This window comes from Micromonospora sp. WMMD712 (assembly GCF_029581295.1).
Taxonomy (GTDB): Bacteria; Actinomycetota; Actinomycetes; order Mycobacteriales; family Micromonosporaceae; genus Micromonospora; species Micromonospora carbonacea.
This window is the reverse complement of record NZ_CP120743.1, coordinates 7,282,581-7,296,909: the sequence shown is the minus strand read 5'-3', so window position 1 is coordinate 7,296,909 and position 14,329 is coordinate 7,282,581. Positions and strand designations below refer to the sequence as shown.

Sequence of the window (14,329 nt, the reverse complement as noted above, 5' to 3'; positions counted from 1 at the left end):
AGCGACATGCGTGGTGACCTGGTCAGGAAGCTGGCCGCCCGGGTGGCGGCCACCGGCCTGGCGGTGCTGGCGTTCCTCACTCTCGCCCTGACCGGGGCGACCGGCTGGGGCCTGGCGCTCGCGGTGGCGGCCCTCGCCGCCGCCGGTTGGGAGCGCCGGGTCCGCCCGGCCGCCGACAGCACCGCCGAGGCGGTGCTGCTCGCCGCCGCCGTCCTCGTCGGATACGCGCGGCGGCTCGACGCCGGCTTCGACCCGGCGCTGGCGGCGACGGCCCTGGTGCTGCTGGGGCTGGCGCTGCTGGTGGGGCCGCTGCGGCAGGCCGGCGACCTGGAGATCCGGGCGGCGAACCTGCCGGTGCGGTCGTGGACCCCGCTGGTCGCGGCCCGGCTGGGCGACGCCCTGCTGGTGCTGCTCGCCGTGGTGGCGCTGTCCGCCGCCCTGGTGCTGCCGGCCTGGGTGGCCCTGCTGGTGGCCCTCGCCGTCGGCGCGGGGGCCGGGGCGGTCGCGGCGGACCTGGCGAAGCGGCGGTTCCGGCCCGGGGCGGGCGGCTCGGCGGTGGCCCGGGCGCTGCGGGCGCACCGGCCGGAGTTCCTGCTGCACTTCTCCGCCCCGCCCGGGTCGGAATACCAGGTCACCATGTGGCTGCCCTACCTGGAGCGGATCGGCCGGCCGTTCTTCGTGATGGTGCGGGAGCCGGAGTTCCTCGCCCCCATCGCGGCGGCCACCAGCGCCCCGGTGGTCTACTGCCCGACGCTGAAGGCGATGGACGAGGCGCTGGTGCCGGGCCTGAAGGTGGCGTTCTACGTCAACCACGGGGCGAAGAACAGCCACTGCATCCGGTTCTCGCAGCTCACCCACGTGCAGATCCACCACGGCGACAGCGACAAGGCCCCGAGCGCCAACCCGGTCACGGCGCTGTTCGACCGCAACTTCGTCGCCGGGCCGGCCGCGATCGACCGGTACGCCCGGGCCGGGGTGGACATCCCGGCGGAGAAGTTCGTCGTGGTCGGCCGCCCCCAGGTCGAGTCGATCGAGGTACGCCGCGCGCCGGCCACCGGCCTGGCGAACCCGACGGTGCTCTACACCCCGACCTGGACGGGGCACCACGCCGACGCCAACTACTGCTCGCTGCCGGTGGGCGAGACGATCGTACGGGGGCTGCTGGCCCGGGGCGCGACGGTGATCCTGCGCGCCCACCCGTACACGGGGCAGAACCCGGCGTCGGCGCGGCAGCTCGCCCGGCTCACGGAGCTGCTGGCGGCGGACCGGGCCCGCACCGGGCGGCAGCACGTCTTCGGCGCGGCGGCCAGCCGCGAGCTGTCCCTGGTCGACTGCGTCAACCGCTCCGACGCCCTCGTCTCGGACGTCTCCGGGGTCATCTCCGACTACCTCTACTCCGGCAAGCCGTACGCGGTGACCGACATGGCCGGCGACGGCGACCGGTTCGTCGAGCGGTTCCCGCTGGCCGGCTCGGGTTACGTGCTGCGGCGCGACGCGGGCAACCTCGACGAGGTGCTCGGCCTGCTGCTGGACACCGACCCGAAGGCGGCGGCCCGCTGGGGCACCCGGGCACACTACCTGGGCGACTTCCCGGTCGAGTCGTACGCCGAGGCGTTCCTGGCGGCGGCCCGCCGGGAGCTGGAGCCGGGCTGGAACCCGCCGGCCCCGCGCGCCGCCGACGCGATGACCCACTCCCCCACCGCCTGAGCGTCCCACCCGTCGGCTACAGCAGGTGGTGCCGGCGGGCGAACGCGGGGAACTCCGCGCCAGAGCACGGCAGGCGGGCACCGGTCGCCCGCAGCCCCTCGACGAGGCTGCCCGCAGCCGCCTCGGTCTGCTTCCCGGTACGGCACGCTCCCGCGAGGAGCCAGATCGTGCCGTGCACGCGTGCCTCGTTCTTGCGGGCGATCCTCGTGGCGTCCCGGTCATCCGTTATCGCGATGCCTCCACGCAGCTCAGCAGCAGCGAAGACGGACGCCTCGCCGAGATTCCGCTCCGTGGCGCCCAGCAACGAGGTCCATCTCGTGAAGCATCGGATCTCGTCGAGCGTGCCCAGACGGGCGACGCCCAGCCAGTCCGCCTCGCACGCCGCCGCCAGTTCGGGCCGGGCGGCCGAGCCCACCCGTAGTTCCTCGACCACCACCTGCGTTGTCCAGCAGTCCGCATCGATCAACAGGTCGTGCAGAACGTCGAGCCGGTCGGCGAGGGTGAAGTGGCCGAGCACCATGGTGTCCAGCACCAGGACGGCCGTCGGCGCAAGCAGGCTCACGGCTCGATCTCCAGGTCGTCGTTGTCCGGCAGGTCCGGCTCGGTGACTTGACCGTGCATCAGCTCGACCGCCCTGGTTCGGGTGATGCGACCGATCCGCAACGCCTCCATCACGGCGTGCGCGTAGGCCGGCGGCACCCGCACGGAGGCGAGATCCGGCTGCGGAACCCAGCCCAGAGCCTCCATGAACTCCGCCCGGGTCGGCCGGTTCTGGCTCCAGAGTCGCCGGATCGGCGCGTCGATGACCTCCGCCTGCTCCGCCTGCCGCAGCGCCAGCAACCAGGAGGTCCGGTATCGAGCCGCGTGACCCACCAGCAGGTCCCGGGTCACCGGGCCGGCATCCCGCGCGGCCGCCAGCACCTGGGCGGGCAGCAGCAGTTCTGCGGCGAAGGCGTCGATGGCGGACTCACGGTGCGTCCGCGACGCGCTGACGCCCAGATCGCTGGAGTACTCGTCGCCGATGATCAGATGGCCCAGCTCATGCGCGGCCGTCGCCCGTCGGCGACCAGGATCGCCCGAGGTGCTCACCACCGCGACCGCGAGGTCACCCTCGATCAGCGATGCCCCGTCGCCGGGCAGGTCGGTCACCAGAGTCCACTGGCCGGCCCGTTCACAGACCTCGACGATGCTGCCGATCGGCCCGTCATCGATTCCGCACTCGCGCCTGAGCCACTGCGCCGCCTGCCGGGCCTCGTCCTCGACCGTGACGGCGCCCGGGTAACGGAGCGGTGGACGAGTGTCCAGCACGCCGAGCCCCACGAGTTGACGTACGTCACGAAGCCACTCGACGAGGGCGATCTCCAGCCGCTCGGCCGCGCGGGCGGCCTCGGTGCCGATCTCCTCGGTCACCGGCGCGGACCGCCGGGACAGTACAGTCGGCCGTGGCTCGATCAGGTAATTCATCGACACCCGCAGCGCACGCGACAGCCGCGCCAGTTCGAGGCCGTCCAGCCGCCGGGTGCCCGCCTCGACCTTGGCCAGCATGGTGCGGTCGAGACCCACCGCCCCGGCGAGATCCTGCTGCGACATCCCCAGGGACAGCCGGGCGTGCCGCACCTGCTCGCCGACGAAGCACCACTCCTGGTCATCAGCCATGGTGCGATAATCGCACAACCCGCGTCGGAGCGGGCCGATGCACGAGTTCATGCGGCGCGCCGCCGACGCGATGACCCACTCCCCATTGTCTGATCGTCCTGCCTACCCGGAGACGGCACCGGCCCCGGCTCTCTTCGCAGGAGAGCCGGGGCCGGCGGGGGGAGGGTGCTGTCAGGCCGAGTAGCCCCGCGTCGCCGCCCAGTGGGCCAGCGCGGCGGTGCTGATCCAGTACGCCGGGACGGCCGGGTCCGCCGAGTCGGCGATCCGCACGGTGCGCCCGGAGTCGCGGTAGCCGACGACGGCGATGTAGTGGCCGCCGGGGAACGAGTGCCAGCCGCCGTCGACGTCGGTGGCGTCGCCGGCGATGTTGACCACGACGCCGCGCCCGGCGCTGACCGCCTGCACCACGTCGGCCCGCAGCCGCTCCGCCTCAGCCGGGGTGGCGGCGCCGCCGGGGATCAGCCGGGTCCGGTACGGCTCGCCCTTGACCATCTCGTTGAGCACCCGCGTGGTGTCGTAGGCGGAGTTGGTGCCCATCTCGGTGGTGCCGAGGCGGACGGCCAGGGCGTCCTGGGTGCCGTCGACCCCGGTGGCGGAGAGCGCGTTGCGCACCGCCGCCGGGCCGCAGTAGTAGTAGGTGGTCTGGGCCTCGTAGTCGTAGTCGAGGACCTTGGTCGACGGCGGCTTCGGGGCCGCCGGCTTCGGCGTCGTCTTCTTCGGCGTCGACCTGGCGGTCAGGTCGGGGTTCGGGGTGGTCGGGGTGGCGCTCGGCGACGGCGAGGCGCTGCCCGGGGCGGCGGTCGCGGGCGGCGCGGCGACCCGGGCCTGGGCGCGGCTGGCCGCGCCGTCGAGGCGGGGCGCGACCTCGGCCACGGCGGCGTTGGTGGTCCGCTGCGGGGCGGGGTCGTCGTCGACGGCGGCGAGCAGCGCGCCGGTGCCGGAGGCCAGCAGCAGCGCCGCGGCGGAGCCGGCGACGACCTGGTAGGGGCGTTCCGTGGCGAGTCGCCGCAGGTGCCGCTTGAGCTGATCGTTCACGTGTTCCTCCACGGGGCGGGGCGGAAGCGGGGGCACCCGGGCGCGCGTCGGCGCACGGCGGCGCGGACGTGTCCGCGGCCGGTGGGGTCCGCTTTCTGGGGGGACGCCCGTTCAGGCGGGCGTACGCAGGGGTGCGACGGTCAGTGCGCCGGCTCGACGGCGACGGACGCGGGCACCGGGCTCCGTGGTGGAGGAACAACCCGGGGGGTGGGGTCAAACTGCACGAGGATGGAACTCCTTCCGACACCGCCTACCGGGTTAGCTGACGGATTCGGGCGGGAAGATCGCCCTACCGCAGGCCGTGGCCCGCGGATTCACCCCGGACGTGCAATGGGTCCCCGGTTCGTGATGGTCACGATTGAGCGGGTCGGCGCGGCGTCGCCTCTTGCGATCGGGTACCGCACCGGACGGGCCGACACTACTGGCCGACGGAAGCCCTGCCAACCCCACTCCACCTGCGTAAACGTGCCGAGGCCGACCAACTTACGGGTCATACGGAGACTGACGTGACTCAATGGGAGTGTCGACCCGACAGACGTCAGCCGACCCGCAACGGGACAACGCGTCGTGAATGTCGGCGAATTGCGGCCCACGATCGGACCGATCGGACCAGCCTGCCCGATCCGGGACGGCAGTGACCCGCCTCACGCCACCGCCCGTGGGTTAGCTGGATTGGGCCGGGCGCCAGCGGGCCGGCCGCCAGCCGAGGGCCGGGACGAACCGACCGGCCACCGCCGCGCGGGGAGCCGGCGCGGGGGCGGGGCGGACGCGCTCGGCGGCGGCGTACGCCTCGGCGGCCAGCGCCCGGGCGGCCGCGGCGGCCAGTTCGGCGTCGTCCCACGCGGCCCGCTCCCGCGCGGCGGCGGCCCGGTAGCGGGCCAGTCTGCCGTCCCGGACGGCCCGGGCCAGGACGACCTCCTGCTCCACCGGGTGCCGCCGCGGGTCCCAGCCGCCCCGGCGGGCGAAGACGTCGCAGAGCTGCCCGATGGACAGCTCGCCCCGCAGGTGGGCCGCCGTGGCGGCGTGGTGCAGCCAGCGTTCCCGGGCCACGTACTCGGTGGTGGTGCGCGGGGTGTGCGGCGTCGGCAGCGCCCCCGCGTCGCGGAAGCGCCGCGCGGCGGTCTCCGCCTCGTCGTACGCCTGCCAGGCCCGCTCGGCGGCGTCCTGGGCGGCCGTCCAGGCGGCCCGGCGACGGCGGGCGTTCTGCGCGGCCCCGGCGGCGGCCACCGCCACCTCGTCGGCGTACCGGCGCAGGTCGGCGGCCGCCGGGGCCGGCGGGGCGGCGGGCCCGGCGGGGGCCTCGACGGCGGGCGGGTGGTGCCGCTCGGGGCGGGCGACCAGCACCGCGAGCACGGTGAGCGCCAGCACGAGCAGCACGGACCAGATGGCGGCGGCCAGCGGCACCTCGGTCAGGAACTGGTAGAGCACGATGTCCATGGTCGGCACCTTGCGACGGTGGAGGCGGAACGGGATCCACGCCGCCGGGCGGGGCGCGGGCGGCGGGGGGTGGGGCGGCCGGTCCGGCAGGCGGGTGGGCGGCGCGGTTCGTCGGCGACGGCGGCGGGCGGGCCCGCCGTGCTGCTCAGGCGGCCGGCGGCGCGCGGGGGCCGGCGGCGGCGGGGACGAACCCGGTCGGCACCCGCTGCGGGGCCGGCGCGGTGGCCGGCGGACGACCGGCCCCGGCGGGCGACGGCGCGCCGGCCGGCGGCCACGGGCCGATGGTGGCGGTGGCGGTGGCGGTAGTCGCGGCCCCTGCGGATCCGGGTGCCTCCACGACGGCGGCGGAAGCGGCGGGATCGGCGGCGGCGGGATCGGCGGCGACCGCGCCGGCCGGGCCGGGGTCGACGTCGCCGGGAACCACCGCGCCCGCCGGCAGCGCCGCGGCGCCGAGGGAGAACGCGACCACGACGGCGAGCGTCGCCAGCATCCGCGCCGTCCAGCGCACGACCCACCACAGGGGACAGGTCAGCGCGACGGGAAGCACCCGTCCACGCTACCGCCACCGGTCGCGCGACGCGCCGCCGGCGGGCGGGTCAGCTGCTCGGCGCGGCGCGGCGCACCACCGGCGGGTGGGCGGCGGCCGGCGGGCGGGGGCGGCGCGGGGGCCCGAGCCGGCGGGTCAGCGGCATCTCGACCCAGCGGTGCAACAGCGCGGCCAGGCCGAGGTTGACCAGCAGGAAGCCGACCGCCGCCAGGGGGCCCCACCAGCCCGGCAGGCCCGTGCCGAGCCGGTCGGCCAGCCGCAGGACGGTGATCATGACGAAGACGTGCACCAGGTAGAAGGCGAAGGAGACCTCGCCGAGCCAGACCATCGGCCGGGACCGCCACGGCGTCCGCGCGCCGCGCACATCCGCGTCGGCGGCGGCCACGATGACCAGCAGGTACGCCGCCGCGAGCAGCGCCGCCCACAGCTCGGCGCGGATCCACTGGGCGGCGACCACCCAGGTGACGACGAAGATGGCGCTGGCGGCGGTGAGCCCGGGCCCACGCCAGCGCCCCCGGCGCAGCAGCTCGGCGGCGGCCACCCCCATCCAGAACTCCAGCGACCGCACGACCGGGAAGATCTGGGTGAACCACCAGGTGCTCTCCTGCGGCACCAGGCGCTGCCCCGGCCAGAGCGCCACGATCAGCAGCGGCACGGCCACCACCACCGCCCACAGCGCCCCGACGGGCGCCCGGCGCACCAGGGGCAGCGCGAACGGCAGGCAGACGTAGAAGAACAGCTCGCAGGAGAGCGACCAGCTCACCGAGTTGACGCTGTAGAAGTAGCCGGGCGTCGGGTCCCACGCCTGCACGAGGAACAGGTTCTCCAGCGCGGCGCGGACGTTGACCGGGTCGGCGAAGACCCACACCCCGGTCGCCAGCACCACCGCCCACATCAGCAGGTGGTTCGGGTAGATCTTGGCGAGCCGGCGGCGCAGGAAGTCGCGGCGGCGGTCCCCGTCGCGGGCCGACCAGACCAGCACGAAGCCGCTGAGGATGAAGAAGAACTCGACGCCGGACAGGCCCAGCGTGAACAGCCAGTCGACCACGGCCTTGGCCTCGGGCTGGCCGACGATCCGCATGGTGCCGACGTGGTAGCCGAAGACGAGCAGGGCGGCCACCCAGCGCAGCCCGGTCAGCGAGGGCAGCCGGCTGGCCGGGCGGGCCGGCGCGTCGGCGCGTACGACGGTCGGGGCGCCCGGGAGGCCGACGGCCCGACCGTCGGCGGGGGTCACCAGCACCGCTCTCCTCCTCGCGGACGCCCGGGCCGAGGCCGCCGCCCGGGTGACGGCGGGCCGCGCGGTGCCGCCCCGCCGGCACCCTACCCGGTGCGGCCGGGCGCGCCGCCCGCCGTCGGGCGTCCCGTGACGCGCCTGGCGGCGGCCCGGGCGCGATGGCCTAATATCGCGGTCTCGGCCACGACGAGGGGACAACACGGATGCACCAGCGGATCCTGCTGCGGGCCAAGAAGGGGCCGTTCGACGTCAAGTCGCCGGAGGAGACGTTCGAGCGCAACTGGATCGGCGAGAACGCCGGCAACCTCGTGTTCAGCCACGCGGCGCACAAACTGTTGCGGACGTCGACGGCGGAGGTCACCTCGTCGGAGTTCCGGGTCAACCCGCGCGAGGCCGACGAGATCAACGAGCGGTTCGACGTGTTCGTGGTGCCGCTGGCCAACGCGTTCCGGCGCAGCTACGCACACCGCCTGGTCGCCATGACCCAGCTGATCGAGCGGCTGAAGATCCCGGTGGTGGTGTTCGGGGTCGGCGCGCAGACCAACGTCGACGCCGACCGGGAGTACCTGCGGCCGATCGACGACGCGGTGAAGGCGTTCGTCTCGGCGGTGCTGGACCGGTCGCACAGCATCGGGGTGCGGGGCGAGATCACCGAGGGGTACCTGCGGACCCTCGGCTTCTCCGCCGTCGACGTGATCGGCTGCCCGTCGATGTTCCTGCACGGCGACAGCCTGCGGGTCGACAAGCGCAAGACCACGCTCACCGTCGAGGACCGGGTGGCGCTGACCGTCTCCCCGTACGTCAAGTCGATGGCGAAGGTCATCGCCTCGCACCACCGGCGGTACCCGAACCTGCGCTACCTGCCGCAGGACCTGAAGACGCTCGGCACCCTGCTCTTCGGCGACGCGCCGGAGGACCGGGGCAAGAAGGCGGCCATCCCGATCCACACCTCCCACCCGCTGTTCACCGAGGACAAGGTGCGGATGTTCGTCGACCCGTGGACGTGGATGGACTACCTGTCGCGGTTCGACTTCAACTTCGGCACCCGCATCCACGGCACCATCACGGCGCTGGTGGCGGGCACGCCGGGCTATCTCTTCGCGCACGACTCGCGCACGCTGGAGCTGGCCCGGTACTTCGACATCCCGCACCGGCTGATGAAGGACGTCCCGCCGGACGTGGACGCCATAGAGCTCTACGACGAGGCCGACTACAGCGCGCTCAACAACGGGCACAAGGCCCGGTACGCGACGATGACGGCGTTCCTGGCCAAGCACGACCTCGGGGTCTCCTTCGCCGACGGCGACAGCGCCGCCCGGTTCGACCGGCAGGTCGCCGAGACGACCTTCCCCCCGGCGGTACGCGCGCAGTCGGCCACCGACCCGGCGGAGCTGATCGCCCGCATCCAGTGGCTGCACGACCGCAACCAGGAGTTGAAGGAGACCGTCGCGGGGTTCGAGTCGCACCGGCTGCGGGCCCGGGTGCGGGCGGCCGGCGGCCGGATGAAGCGGATGCTCAAGCGTTAACCCTCCGTAGGGGGTCTGTTCAGCGAGCCCACCCCCGGCGGATACGTCAGGTTCCGGGGCCGTCCATCCGGGCGGTCGAGGGTGTCGGGCGTGGTCAATGAGCCGACGCGGAGCCCACTGCTGAGCATCGTCGTCCCGGTGCACGGGGTCGAGGCGTACCTGTACCAGTGCCTGGAGTCGATCCTCGGCGGCCTGTCCGCCGCCGAGGCCGCCGAGGTCGAGCTGGTCGCCGTCGACGACGCCTCCCCGGACCGGTGCGGGGAGATGCTGCGCTCGTACGCGGCCGGGCGGCCCCAGGTGCGGGTGGTGTCCCTGACCCGCAACGTGGGGCTGGGGCTGGCCCGCAACGCGGGGCTGGCGGAGGCGACGGGCCGGTACGTGTGGTTCGTCGACAGCGACGACTGGCTGCCCCCGGGCGCCCTGCCGACGGTGCTGGCGCGGCTGCGCCGCGACGAGCCGGACGTGCTGCTGGTGGATCACCTGCGGGTGCACGAGGGCGGCCGCCTGGAGGTCGACGCGAGCAGCCACCTGCTGCGCGGGGTCGACGGGTGCGTCCGGCTGGCCGACCGGCCCGAACTGCTGCGGGTGCAGCACACCGCGTGGAACAAGGTGGTCCGCCGGGCGTTCCTCGACGAGTTGGAGCTGCGCTTCCACCCCGGCTGGTACGAGGACATCCCGTTCAGCCACCCGCTGCTCATCGCCGCGGACCGGATCGGGGTGCTGGACCACGTCTGCTACCACTACCGGCAGGGCCGGCTGGGGGCGATCACCTCGACCCGCAGCGGCCGGCACTTCGACGCGTTCGTGCAGTACGAGCGCCTCCAGCAGTGGGTGGCGCGGCACGTCACCGAGGAGTGGATCCGCACCGACCTGTTCGGTCTGATGATCAACCACTACCTGGTGGTGGTGGGCAACGACGGCCGGGTGCACCCGAGGCTGCGGCGGGGGTTCTTCCGCCGGGTCGCCGAGCACTACCGCCGCTACCTGCCCTCGGGCGGGTACGCCCGGCCGGGCGGGGTGGCCGGGCTGAAGCACCGCCTGGTCGCCCGGGACAGCTACCTCGCGTACAAGACGTTGCGGCGGGCGCACCGGCTGGCCGGCTCGCTGCGGCCGGCGTCGCCCGCCGGGGCGGCGGCCCCCGACGCGGCGTCCGGCGGGAGCGGGCCGCTGGCCGCCGACGCCGCCGCGCCGTCCGAGGCGGACCGGGGCGGCGCCCTGGCGGGCCGGGGATGACCGGGCCGGGACCGGGCGGCACCGCCACCAGCGCCGGCACCGCCGCCGACAGCGCCGGAAGCGCCACCACCAGGGCCGGCGGCGGGCTGCGGCCCGCCCGCGAGGCCGACCTGGCGACGATCCTGCGCTGGCGCAACCACCCGCAGGTCCGCGAGGTCAGCCTCACCCGGCACGAGATCGGCCCGGCCGAGCACGCCGCCTGGTGGGCGGGCGTACGCGTCGACCCGGACCGGCGGGTGCTGGTGCACGAGCACCTCGGGCAGCCCTGCGGCGTGGTGACCTTCTCCGGCGTGACCAGCCCCGACCGGGCGCTGACCTGGGGCTTCTATCTCGACGTCGAGGGGCTGGACGCCCGGCGGGCGCTCCTGCCGGCCTGGCTGTCGCTGGAGGAGGCGGCGATCGCGTACGCGTTCGGCACCCTCGGCGCGCGCACCCTCGGCGGGGAGACGCTGGCCACCAACCGGCCGGTGCTGGCGCTGCACCGGCGCTTCGGGTTCACGATCGTCCGGCGCTACGAGCGGGACGTCGACGGCACGCCGCACCAGATGGTGTGGACGCAACTGAGCAGGGGAACATGACGACAGTCAAGATCGGCCCGCACGCGGTGGGCACCGGCGAGCGGCCCTTCGTGGTGGCCGAGATGTCCGGCAACCACAACGGCAGCCTCGACCGGGCGCTGGCCATCGTGGACGCGGTGGCGGCCAGCGGCGCGCACGCGCTCAAGCTCCAGACGTACACCCCGGACACGCTGACCATCGACGTGGACGCGCCGGAGTTCCGCATCTCCGGCGGCCACGAGCTGTGGGGCGGCGAGCGGCTCTACCAGCTCTTCGAGCGGGCGCACACGCCGTACGAGTGGCACGGGCCGATCTTCGAGCGGGCCCGTCGGCACGGCCTGACGGTCTTCTCGTCGCCGTTCGACGCCACCGCCGTGGAGCTGCTGGAGGAGCTGGACGCCCCGGCGTACAAGATCGCCTCGTCGGAGCTGGTGGACCTGCCGCTGATCCGGCTGGTGGCCGCCACCGGCAAGCCGATGGTGATCTCCACCGGCATGGCCACGGTCGGCGAGATCGACGCCGCGGTGACCGCCGCCCGCGCGGGCGGCGCGGGCGGCATCGTGCTGCTGGCGTGCACCGCGTCGTACCCGGCCCCGCCGCAGGACAGCAACCTGCGCCGGCTGCCGGTGCTGGCCGACACGTTCGGCGTGCCGGTCGGAATCTCCGACCACACGCCCGGCATCGGGGTGCCGGTGGCGGCGGTGGCGCTGGGCGCCTGCCTGATCGAGAAGCACGTGACGCTGCGCCGCGCCGACGGCGGGGTGGACTCGGACTTCTCGCTGGAGCCGACGGAGCTGGCCGACCTGCGCGTCGAGTCCGAGCGGGCCTGGGCGGCGCTGGGCGTCACCACGATCGGCCCGACCCCCACCGAGCGGGAGGGGCTGCGGTTCCGCCGGTCGCTGTACGTGGTGGCCGACGTGCGCGCGGGCGAGCCGGTGACCCGGGACAACGTGCGTTCGATCCGCCCGGCCGGCGGCCTGCCCCCGGCCGACCTGGACCGGGTGCTGGGCCGCACCTTCCGCCGCGACGTGCCCCGGGGCACCGCGCTGGGCTGGGACCTGGTCTGACCGGCGGACATGTCCCGTTCACCTGGCGGCCGCTGTCGACGCGGGACGGGCATGCCGCATTCACCGCCCGCGTCGCGCCCGTTCACCGTCCGGCGTGGGGCCGTTAACTCTGCCGGCTTAGCGTCACGAACCGTCCGCCGGCCGGCACCGTCCCCGGCCGGAAGATCAACCGACCTTGGGAGCACCAGTTGAGCGAGTTGAATGGGTCCTCCATTCTGATCACCGGGGGCACCGGGTCCTTCGGCCGCACCTTCCTGCGGCACGTCCTGGCCGAGGCCGACCCGGCCCGGGTGGTGGTGTTCTCCCGCGACGAGCTCAAGCAGTACGAGCTGCGCCAGCAGCTCGGCGACGACCCCCGGCTGCGCTGGTTCATCGGCGACATCCGGGACCGGCACCGCCTCACCCGGGCCATGCACGGCGTCGACCACGTCGTGCACGCCGCCGCGCTCAAGCAGGTGGACACCGCCGAGTACAACCCGTCGGAGTTCATCGCCACCAACATCACCGGCTCGCAGCACGTCGTCGACGCGGCCATCGAGGCCGGGGTGAAGAAGGTCATCGCGCTCTCCACCGACAAGGCGTCCAGCCCGATCAACCTGTACGGGGCGACGAAGCTCGTCGGCGACAAGCTGTTCGTCTCGGCCAACCACTACGCCGCCCACCACCCGACCCGGTTCGCCGTGGTGCGCTACGGCAACGTGGTGGGCAGCCGGGGCTCGGTGGTGCCCCTGTTCCGCCGGCTCGCCGCCGAGGGCAGGAGCCTGCCCGTCACCGACAAGCGGATGACCCGGTTCTGGATCACCCTGGACCAGGCCGTGCAGTTCGTCGTGGACTCGTTCGACCAGATGCAGGGCGGGGAGCTGTTCGTGCCGCGCATCCCGAGCATGCGCATCCTCGACCTGGTGGAGGCCGTCGCCCCGGACGCCACCACCCACGAGATCGGCATCCGGCCCGGCGAGAAGCTGCACGAGGAGATGATCGCCCCGGACGACAGCCGGCGGACCCTGCGCACCCCGGACCGGTTCATCGTGCAGCCGACCATCGCCACCTGGGGCTACCAGCCGCCCGCGCACTGCGAGCCGGTGCCGGACGGGTTCGCCTACCAGTCGGACAGCAACGACGAGTGGCTCGGCGTGGAGCAGCTGCGCGACATGCTCGGCATCGCCGCGTGATGGCGATGCTCCCGTACGGGCGGCAGTCCGTCACCGACGACGACGTCGCCGCCGTGGTCGCCGTGCTGCGCAGCGACTGGCTCACCACCGGCCCCCAGGTCGACGCGTTCGAGGCGGACCTGGCCGGCTGGACCGGAGGGGTCGGCTGCGCGGCCGTGTCCAACGGCACGGCCGCCCTGCACGTGGCGTACGCGGCGGCCGGCGTCGGCCCCGGCGACGAGGTGGTCGTGCCGCCGATGACGTTCGCGGCCACCGCCAGCACCGCCGTCGCGCTCGGCGCGCGGGTCGTCTTCGCCGACGTCGAGCCGGAGACGTACACCCTGGACCCGGCGGCGGTCGGCGCGGCGCTGACCGGCCGGACGAAGGTGGTGGCGGCGGTCGACTACGCCGGCCACCCCGCCGACTACGACGCGCTGCGCGCGGTGCTCGGCGGCGGCGACAAGCTGCTGCTCGCCGACGCCGCCCACTCGATCGGCGCGGCCTACCACGGCCGGCCGGTCGGGTCGCTCGCCGACCTGACCACGTTCTCGTTCTTCCCGACGAAGAACCTCACCACCGCCGAGGGCGGCGCGGTCGCCGCCGTCAGCCCGGCCCTGCTGGAGCGGGCCCGCCGGTTCCGCAACCACGGCCTCGTGCGCGACCGCGCCGCGCAGCGCTGGCCGGACGAGGGCGGCTGGCACCAGGAGATCCACGAGTTCGGGCTCAACTACCGGCTGCCGGACGTGCTCTGCGCGCTGGGCCGCAGCCAGCTGCGCCGGCTGCCCCGGTTCCTGGACCGCCGCGCCGAGCTGGTCGCCCGCTACGACGCGGCCCTGGCCGACCTGCCCGGCGTGTCGGTGCCCGGCCGGCGGTCCTGGGCCGAGCCGGCCTGGCACCTGTACCCGATCCGGGTGCACGAGGGTCGCCGCCGCGCCGTCTACGACGCGATGCGGGCCGCCGGGATCGGCGTGCAGGTCAACTACGTCCCCGTGCACTGGCACCCGGCGTTCGCGGAGCTGGGCTACCGGCGCGGCTCCTGCCCGGTGGCCGAGGGGTTCTACGCCGAGCAGCTCTCCCTGCCGCTGTTCCCCGACCTCACCGACGCCGACCAGGACCGCGTCGTCGACGCCCTGGCCGCCGCCCTGCACGCCGCCCCGGCGCGCGCCGCCGCCTGAGGGG

Annotated in this window: 13 protein-coding genes and 1 riboswitch; of the genes, 7 read left to right on the top strand and 6 right to left on the bottom strand. The window is 74.5% G+C overall.

Translation table 11 applies throughout. The annotated features are described in order from the left end of the window. The first annotated feature begins 6 nt into the window (after window positions 1-6). A complete protein-coding gene (locus O7633_RS30925; protein WP_282324924.1) occupies window positions 7-1,707 on the top strand; it encodes a CDP-glycerol glycerophosphotransferase family protein in 1,701 nt (566 codons plus the stop codon). Window positions 1,708-1,723: 16 nt separating this feature from the next. On the opposite strand, the gene O7633_RS30920 is transcribed toward O7633_RS30925, so the two are convergent. The 6 genes from O7633_RS30920 to O7633_RS30895 all read right to left on the bottom strand — a co-directional run bounded on the left by O7633_RS30920 (window position 1,724) and on the right by O7633_RS30895 (window position 7,622). Beyond that, window positions 1,724-2,269, bottom strand: a complete 546-nt coding sequence (locus tag O7633_RS30920) for a hypothetical protein (RefSeq protein WP_282324923.1) — start codon at window positions 2,267-2,269, stop codon at window positions 1,724-1,726. After that, entirely contained in the window at window positions 2,266-3,363 is a 1,098-nt protein-coding gene (locus O7633_RS30915) for an XRE family transcriptional regulator (protein WP_282324922.1), read from the bottom strand. Before O7633_RS30915 ends, O7633_RS30920 begins: the two co-directional genes overlap by 4 nt. Window positions 3,364-3,534: 171 nt before the next feature. After that, window positions 3,535-4,410: a C39 family peptidase gene (locus tag O7633_RS30910; RefSeq protein ID WP_282324921.1), complete on the bottom strand. Its 876-nt coding sequence runs from the start codon at window positions 4,408-4,410 to the stop codon at window positions 3,535-3,537. A gap of 220 nt (window positions 4,411-4,630) precedes the next feature. Next, window positions 4,631-4,773, bottom strand: a riboswitch (cyclic di-AMP (ydaO/yuaA leader). A 288-nt stretch (window positions 4,774-5,061) separates the two neighbouring features. Next, the gene (locus tag O7633_RS30905) at window positions 5,062-5,835 is read right to left on the bottom strand and encodes a hypothetical protein (protein ID WP_282324920.1); all 774 of its coding nucleotides are present in this window, start codon (window positions 5,833-5,835) and stop codon (window positions 5,062-5,064) included. A 145-nt stretch (window positions 5,836-5,980) separates the two neighbouring features. Further along, a complete protein-coding gene (locus O7633_RS30900; RefSeq protein ID WP_282324919.1) occupies window positions 5,981-6,382 on the bottom strand; it encodes a hypothetical protein in 402 nt (133 codons plus the stop codon). A 49-nt stretch (window positions 6,383-6,431) separates the two neighbouring features. Next, a complete protein-coding gene (locus O7633_RS30895) occupies window positions 6,432-7,622 on the bottom strand; it encodes an acyltransferase (protein ID WP_282324918.1) in 1,191 nt (396 codons plus the stop codon). Window positions 7,623-7,819: 197 nt separating this feature from the next. Here O7633_RS30895 and O7633_RS30890 point away from each other — a divergent pair, with 197 nt between their 5' ends. From O7633_RS30890 to O7633_RS30865, 6 genes are all read left to right on the top strand, one after another. Beyond that, window positions 7,820-9,142: a polysaccharide pyruvyl transferase family protein gene (locus tag O7633_RS30890; protein ID WP_282324917.1), complete on the top strand. Its 1,323-nt coding sequence runs from the start codon at window positions 7,820-7,822 to the stop codon at window positions 9,140-9,142. A gap of 90 nt (window positions 9,143-9,232) precedes the next feature. Then, a complete protein-coding gene (locus O7633_RS30885; RefSeq protein WP_282324916.1) occupies window positions 9,233-10,375 on the top strand; it encodes a glycosyltransferase in 1,143 nt (380 codons plus the stop codon). Next, window positions 10,372-10,953 carry a GNAT family N-acetyltransferase gene (locus tag O7633_RS30880; RefSeq protein ID WP_348776310.1) on the top strand — a complete coding sequence of 194 codons (582 nt, stop codon included), beginning with the start codon at window positions 10,372-10,374 and terminating at the stop codon, window positions 10,951-10,953. The genes O7633_RS30885 and O7633_RS30880 overlap by 4 nt, the downstream gene beginning before the upstream one ends. Beyond that, the gene (pseI, locus tag O7633_RS30875; RefSeq protein ID WP_282324915.1) at window positions 10,950-11,999 is read left to right on the top strand and encodes a pseudaminic acid synthase; all 1,050 of its coding nucleotides are present in this window, start codon (window positions 10,950-10,952) and stop codon (window positions 11,997-11,999) included. Before O7633_RS30880 ends, pseI begins: the two co-directional genes overlap by 4 nt. A gap of 188 nt (window positions 12,000-12,187) precedes the next feature. Further along, complete coding sequence (gene pseB, locus O7633_RS30870; protein WP_074475803.1) at window positions 12,188-13,171, top strand: UDP-N-acetylglucosamine 4,6-dehydratase (inverting); 984 nt, start codon at window positions 12,188-12,190, stop codon at window positions 13,169-13,171. A gap of 5 nt (window positions 13,172-13,176) precedes the next feature. Then, window positions 13,177-14,325: an aminotransferase class I/II-fold pyridoxal phosphate-dependent enzyme gene (locus O7633_RS30865; RefSeq protein WP_282328689.1), complete on the top strand. Its 1,149-nt coding sequence runs from the start codon at window positions 13,177-13,179 to the stop codon at window positions 14,323-14,325. Window positions 14,326-14,329: the final 4 nt, after the last annotated feature.

Coding starts and splice junctions, on each gene's coding strand:
- pseI (WP_282324915.1), top strand. CDS start 10,950: ATGACGACAGTCAAGATCGGCCCGCACGCGGTGGGCACCGGCGAGCGG.
- O7633_RS30905 (WP_282324920.1), bottom strand. CDS start 5,835: ATGGACATCGTGCTCTACCAGTTCCTGACCGAGGTGCCGCTGGCCGCC.
- O7633_RS30880 (WP_348776310.1), top strand. CDS start 10,372: ATGACCGGGCCGGGACCGGGCGGCACCGCCACCAGCGCCGGCACCGCC.
- O7633_RS30890 (WP_282324917.1), top strand. CDS start 7,820: ATGCACCAGCGGATCCTGCTGCGGGCCAAGAAGGGGCCGTTCGACGTC.
- O7633_RS30925 (WP_282324924.1), top strand. CDS start 7: ATGCGTGGTGACCTGGTCAGGAAGCTGGCCGCCCGGGTGGCGGCCACC.
- O7633_RS30865 (WP_282328689.1), top strand. CDS start 13,177: ATGCTCCCGTACGGGCGGCAGTCCGTCACCGACGACGACGTCGCCGCC.
- O7633_RS30915 (WP_282324922.1), bottom strand. CDS start 3,363: ATGGCTGATGACCAGGAGTGGTGCTTCGTCGGCGAGCAGGTGCGGCAC.